This is a genomic window from Photobacterium sp. R1 (assembly GCF_054600795.1).
Genome location: NZ_BAAHZP010000787.1, coordinates 1 through 250 on the forward strand (window position 1 = coordinate 1; position 250 = coordinate 250).

The 250-nt window shown below is 48.8% G+C and carries 1 pseudogene; it reads left to right on the forward strand.

Annotated features, from left to right (window positions below):
• Window positions 1-128: pseudogene (locus ACYP03_RS27225) on the forward strand (5'/3'-nucleotidase SurE); the annotation flags it as partial.
• Between the last annotated feature and the right edge of the window lie 122 nt (window positions 129-250).

A 250-nucleotide genomic window follows, 5' to 3' on the forward strand; every position in this document is an offset into this window, starting at 1 on the left:
GACCAGGTACAGATTTTTATGCGATAGAACACAAGCAAGTATCAATTACACCGCTTCAGGTTGATCTGACAGCACACGACGCGCTGGACGACCTGACACAGTGGATGAAACAAGTGGAGAGCGACTGATAATGCGCTATGCGGAACAACGCCATAGCCTGATGGAATATTTGTCTCAGCAGGGGATAGCAGACCGTAGGGTGTTGCGGGTAATGGATACCGTTCCCCGTGAGCATTTTATTGATGAAGCT